The sequence below is a fragment of the Maribacter huludaoensis genome (assembly GCF_029350945.1).
Taxonomy (GTDB): Bacteria; Bacteroidota; Bacteroidia; order Flavobacteriales; family Flavobacteriaceae; genus Maribacter; species Maribacter huludaoensis.
The window spans coordinates 1-5708 of record NZ_JARKMS010000010.1 but is presented as its reverse complement, the minus strand read 5'-3'; the positions used below and the strand labels follow the sequence as shown (position 1 = coordinate 5708).

2 tRNA genes and 3 rRNA genes are annotated in these 5708 nt (G+C 50.0%); all 5 read right to left on the bottom strand.

Going from position 1 to position 5708, the window contains the following annotated elements:
* Window positions 1–49 precede the first annotated feature (49 nt).
* The 5 genes from rrf to PXC01_RS18255 all read right to left on the bottom strand — a co-directional run bounded on the left by rrf (window position 50) and on the right by PXC01_RS18255 (window position 5360).
* Window positions 50–161, bottom strand: a 5S ribosomal RNA gene (gene rrf, locus PXC01_RS18275).
* A 168-nt stretch (window positions 162–329) separates the two neighbouring features.
* A 23S ribosomal RNA gene (locus PXC01_RS18270) occupies window positions 330–3158 on the bottom strand.
* 215 nt (window positions 3159–3373) lie between these two features.
* Window positions 3374–3447: transfer RNA gene (locus PXC01_RS18265), tRNA-Ala, on the bottom strand.
* A 115-nt stretch (window positions 3448–3562) separates the two neighbouring features.
* Window positions 3563–3636: transfer RNA gene (locus PXC01_RS18260), tRNA-Ile, on the bottom strand.
* A gap of 193 nt (window positions 3637–3829) precedes the next feature.
* A 16S ribosomal RNA gene (locus PXC01_RS18255) occupies window positions 3830–5360 on the bottom strand.
* The 16S, 23S and 5S rRNA genes sit together here with 2 tRNA genes alongside, the layout of an rRNA operon.
* Window positions 5361–5708 lie beyond the last annotated feature (348 nt).

Below are 5708 nucleotides of genomic sequence, written 5' to 3'. Positions count from 1 at the left end.
ACTTTAAGGTATAAAAAAAGCCCCTTACATTGCTGTAAGGGGCTTTCGAAAAAGGCGGCTACCTACTCTCCCACTTGGTATAGCAGTACCATCGGCGCAAACGGTCTTAACTTCCCTGTTCGGAATGGTAAGGGGTGGGCCCCGTCGCCATGGCCACCTAAGTTTTGGATCGGATATATCCGACCGCGGCCTTCGCCGCAATATCGTTGACATGTATGGAACAGGATCCTATAAAGGAAAGAAGCACTTATATTATAAAAGTATGTTTCGGTATAAAAAGAAAGAAGTAAAGATCGTCGTGCGCCCCTCCACAAGGAAGGGACGTACGTATGCGCAAGCCTGACGGGCAATTAGTACTACTCGGCTACGGACATTACTGCCCTTCCACCTATAGCCTATCAACGTGGTCATCTCCCACGGCCCTTTAAAGAAATCTCATCTTGTGGCCGGTTTCGCGCTTATATGCTTTCAGCGCTTATCCGATCCCGACATAGCTACCCAGCGATGCTCCTGGCGGAACAACTGGTGCACCAGCGGTCGGTCCAACTCGGTCCTCTCGTACTAGAGTCAGATCCACTCAAATTTCTAACGCCCGCAGTAGATAGAGACCGAACTGTCTCACGACGTTCTGAACCCAGCTCGCGTGCCACTTTAATGGGCGAACAGCCCAACCCTTGGGACCTTCTCCAGCCCCAGGATGTGACGAGCCGACATCGAGGTGCCAAACCCCCCCGTCGATATGAGCTCTTGGGGGAGATCAGCCTGTTATCCCCGGCGTACCTTTTATCCTTTGAGCGATGGCCCTTCCATGCGGAACCACCGGATCACTATGCTCTTGTTTCCAACCTGATCGACCTGTATGTCTCTCAGTCAAGCGCCCTTGTGCCATTGCACTCTACACACGATTGCCAACCGTATTGAGGGCACCTTTAGAAGCCTCCGTTACTCTTTTGGAGGCGACCACCCCAGTCAAACTACCCACCACGCACTGTTCTCTCAGAAGAGAGTTAGGCCCCGGACAAGCAAAGGCTGGTATTTCAACAATGACTCCACCACACCTGGCGATGCAGCTTCAAAGTCTCCCAGCTATCCTACACATTGCTTGACCAAGGTCAATACGAAGCTATAGTAAAGGTGCACGGGGTCTTTTCGTCCCACTGCGGGTAACCGGCATCTTCACCGATACTACAATTTCACCGAGCTCATGGCCGAGACAGTGTCCAGATCGTTGCACCATTCGTGCAGGTCGGAACTTACCCGACAAGGAATTTCGCTACCTTAGGACCGTTATAGTTACGGCCGCCGTTTACTGGGGCTTCAATTCAATGCTTCGCCGAAGCTTACATCTCCTCTTAACCTTCCAGCACCGGGCAGGTGTCAGGCCCTATACTTCATCTTTCGATTTTGCAGAGCCCTGTGTTTTTGATAAACAGTCGCCTGGACCTCTTCACTGCGGCCCCCCATAAGGGGGCGACCCTTCTCCCGAAGTTACGGGTCTATTTTGCCTAGTTCCTTAGCCATGAATCTCTCGAGCGCCTTAGAATACTCATCCCAACCACCTGTGTCGGTTTACGGTACGGGCTGCTTCACTCGCTTTTCTTGGAAGTCGATATGCTGGATTATCACCTTGGCCGTGGCCTCGGTGTACTATCGGGGCGTTACCGCTCCCTTCAACGTACAATTCCGTCTGTACGCACCAACTTCTCGCCTCCGTCACTTTTAGCGTGAGCAGGTACAGAAATATTAATCTGTTGTCCATCCACTATCCCCTTCGGGTTCGCGTTAGGTCCCGACTGACCCCCAGCTGATTAGCATAGCTGGGGAAACCTTGGTCTTTCGGCGTGCGGGTTTCTCGCCCGCATTATCGTTACTTATGCCTACATTTTCGTTTGTAACCGCTCCAGCATCCCTCGCAGGTACGCCTTCGACGCAGTTACAATGCTCCCCTACCCCTTGTATAAATACAAAGTCACGGCTTCGGTGATATGCTTATGCCCGATTATTATCCATGCGGAACCGCTCGACCAGTGAGCTGTTACGCACTCTTTAAATGAATGGCTGCTTCCAAGCCAACATCCTGGCTGTCAATGCAGTTCCACCGCGTTATATCAACTTAGCATATACTTTGGGACCTTAGCCGGTGATCTGGGTTCTTTCCCTCTCGGACATGGACCTTAGCACCCATGCCCTCACTGCGCAGAAACATTTTATAGCATTCGGAGTTTGTCAGGAATTGGTAGGCGGTGAAGCCCCCGCATCCAATCAGTAGCTCTACCTCTATAAAACTATCTACACGCTGCACCTAAATGCATTTCGGGGAGTACGAGCTATTTCCGAGCTTGATTGGCCTTTCACCCCTACCCACAGGTCATCCCAAGACTTTTCAACGTCAACGGGTTCGGTCCTCCACTATGTGTTACCACAGCTTCAACCTGCCCATGGGTAGATCGCACGGTTTCGCGTCTACTACTACTGACTATGGCGCCCTATTAAGACTCGCTTTCGCTACGGCTCCGTTCCTGAAGAACTTAACCTTGCCAGTAAAAGTAACTCGTAGGCTCATTATGCAAAAGGCACGCCGTCACCCATATGGGCTCCGACCGCTTGTAAGCGTATGGTTTCAGGATCTATTTCACTCCGTTATTCACGGTTCTTTTCACCTTTCCCTCACGGTACTGGTTCACTATCGGTCTCTCAGGAGTATTTAGTCTTGGCGGATGGTCCCGCCGGATTCATACAGGGTTTCACGTGCCCCGCACTACTCAGGATACCACTATCTTAATGCTCTTTACCTATACGGGACTATCACCCTCTATGGCCGCTATTTCCAAAGCGTTCTAGTTCATCACATCTCGAATGTCGTGGTCCTACAACCCCGCACATGCCGGAACATGTACGGTTTGGACTAATCCGATTTCGCTCGCCGCTACTATCGGAATCACTTTTGTTTTCTCCTCCTCCGGGTACTTAGATGTTTCAGTTCCCCGGGTTTGCTTCTCTTACGAGATGACATATCTTCAATATGCCGGGTTGCCCCATTCGGATATCTACGGATCATATCGTGTGTGCCGATCCCCGTAGCTTTTCGCAGCTTATCACGTCCTTCTTCGCCTCTGAGAGCCTAGGCATTCCCCATACGCCCTTTTCCAGCTTGTCGCCAGATCTTTAATCTATTCTATTCTTAATTCGTACTCTTTACTTAATAAAGATTCGTGTTTCTTTCTTTTTTAGTCGATAAAACATTAAAAATGTCTTACCTCCTGTTCCAATATGTCAATGAACGTTGTCGTGAGCCACGACAGGCAATTGAATACCTATCTCTCTCATCCGCGATACTTGGAGATAAAATAAATTATCCCCGGGCATCGCCCAGTGGAGAATATCGGAGTCGAACCGATGACCTCCTGCGTGCAAGGCAGGCGCTCTAGCCAGCTGAGCTAATCCCCCAATTCCATAAGTCGGCTGTTGCCAGTTTACAGTTGACAGGTAGCACAACTTCTAAAATTTCCTTCAATATTTCAATATATGAACGTAATGCCCGATGGGCACCCTTTCTTGTTTGTAGTCCCAGGCAGACTCGAACTGCCGACCTCTACATTATCAGTGTAGCGCTCTAACCAGCTGAGCTATGGGACTGTCCCTACTCTTCCTCTTCAGTATAAATACCTTCCCGGAAAAGCAATTACTTATATATCATGATTATGGAGATCTTTATTCTTATCCGAACACTTTATCTTAAAAAAAAACAATTGTATTAAACCAAAAGACCGGGACCGTTATTCCGATTCTTCGTTTCGCCAGGGACCGTCCTTAAAAGGACAATCTCTAGAAAGGAGGTGTTCCAGCCGCACCTTCCGGTACGGCTACCTTGTTACGACTTAGCCCTAGTTACCGATCTTGCCCTAGGCCGCTCCTTACGGTGACGGACTTCAGGCACTCCCGGCTTCCATGGCTTGACGGGCGGTGTGTACAAGGCCCGGGAACGTATTCACCGGATCATGGCTGATATCCGATTACTAGCGATTCCAGCTTCACGGGGTCGAGTTGCAGACCCCGATCCGAACTGTGACAGGTTTTATAGATTCGCTCCGCCTTGCGACGTGGCTGCTCTCTGTACCTGCCATTGTAGCACGTGTGTGGCCCAGGACGTAAGGGCCGTGATGATTTGACGTCATCCCCACCTTCCTCACGGTTTGCACCGGCAGTCCCGTTAGAGTCCCCATCATGACATGCTGGCAACTAACGGTAGGGGTTGCGCTCGTTATAGGACTTAACCTGACACCTCACGGCACGAGCTGACGACAACCATGCAGCACCTTGCAAATTGCCCGAAGGAAAAGTCATCTCTGACCCTGTCAATATGCATTTAAGCCCTGGTAAGGTTCCTCGCGTATCATCGAATTAAACCACATGCTCCACCGCTTGTGCGGGCCCCCGTCAATTCCTTTGAGTTTCATTCTTGCGAACGTACTCCCCAGGTGGGATACTTATCACTTTCGCTTGGCCGCCCAGGTCTCAAGGACCCGGACAGCTAGTATCCATCGTTTACGGCGTGGACTACCAGGGTATCTAATCCTGTTCGCTCCCCACGCTTTCGTCCATCAGCGTCAGTCGATAGTTAGTCACCTGCCTTCGCAATCGGTGTTCTATGTAATATCTATGCATTTCACCGCTACACTACATATTCCGGCAACTTCACTATAACTCAAGACCGACAGTATCAAAGGCAGTTCTACCGTTGAGCGGCAGACTTTCACCCCTGACTTATCGGCCCGCCTACGGACCCTTTAAACCCAATAATTCCGGATAACGCTCGGACCCTCCGTATTACCGCGGCTGCTGGCACGGAGTTAGCCGGTCCTTATTCTTACGGTACCGTCAGTAAGCTACACGTAGCTCTTTTTCTTCCCGTATAAAAGCAGTTTACTACCCATAGGGCATTCTTCCTGCACGCGGCATGGCTGGATCAGAGTCCCCTCCATTGTCCAATATTCCTCACTGCTGCCTCCCGTAGGAGTCTGGTCCGTGTCTCAGTACCAGTGTGGGGGATCCCCCTCTCAGGGCCCCTACCCATCGTAGCCTTGGTAAGCCGTTACCTTACCAACTAGCTAATGGGACGCATGGCCATCTTGTACCGCCCGAAGACTTTAACCGTATAACGATGCCGAAATACGGTGCTACGGGGCATTAATCCAAGTTTCCCTGGGCTATTCCCCTGTACAAGGTAGGTTCCATACGCGGTGCGCACCCGTGCGCCGGTCGCCGGCGGAAAAGCAAGCTTCTCCCCGCTGCCCCTCGACTTGCATGTGTTAGGCCTGCCGCTAGCGTTCATCCTGAGCCAGGATCAAACTCTTCATCGTTGTTTTGTAAATATTCGTCCCAACGAAACCAAATCTCTCCCGGCCCCGACTCTCGATTCAATATATCCAAATATGCTCAAGGCACATTATATGGTATGTTTCTTAATTCGTGTTCCTCTCGAACAGGTCCTCACCTGTTCTCGATTCTTATAATCTCCACAATATTTCAATGAACTTCTATCCACTCCGCTCCAAATATCCTACGACATTTTTTACTTCGTTTTCCTTAGGTGTTTCCCTAAGCGGCTGCAAATATACAACTGTTTTTTAACCTGGCAACTTATTTCGAAAAAAAATATTCTTTCTTTTTTTCCCAGACCAACCAACATATAAATGAACCTTTTTCCC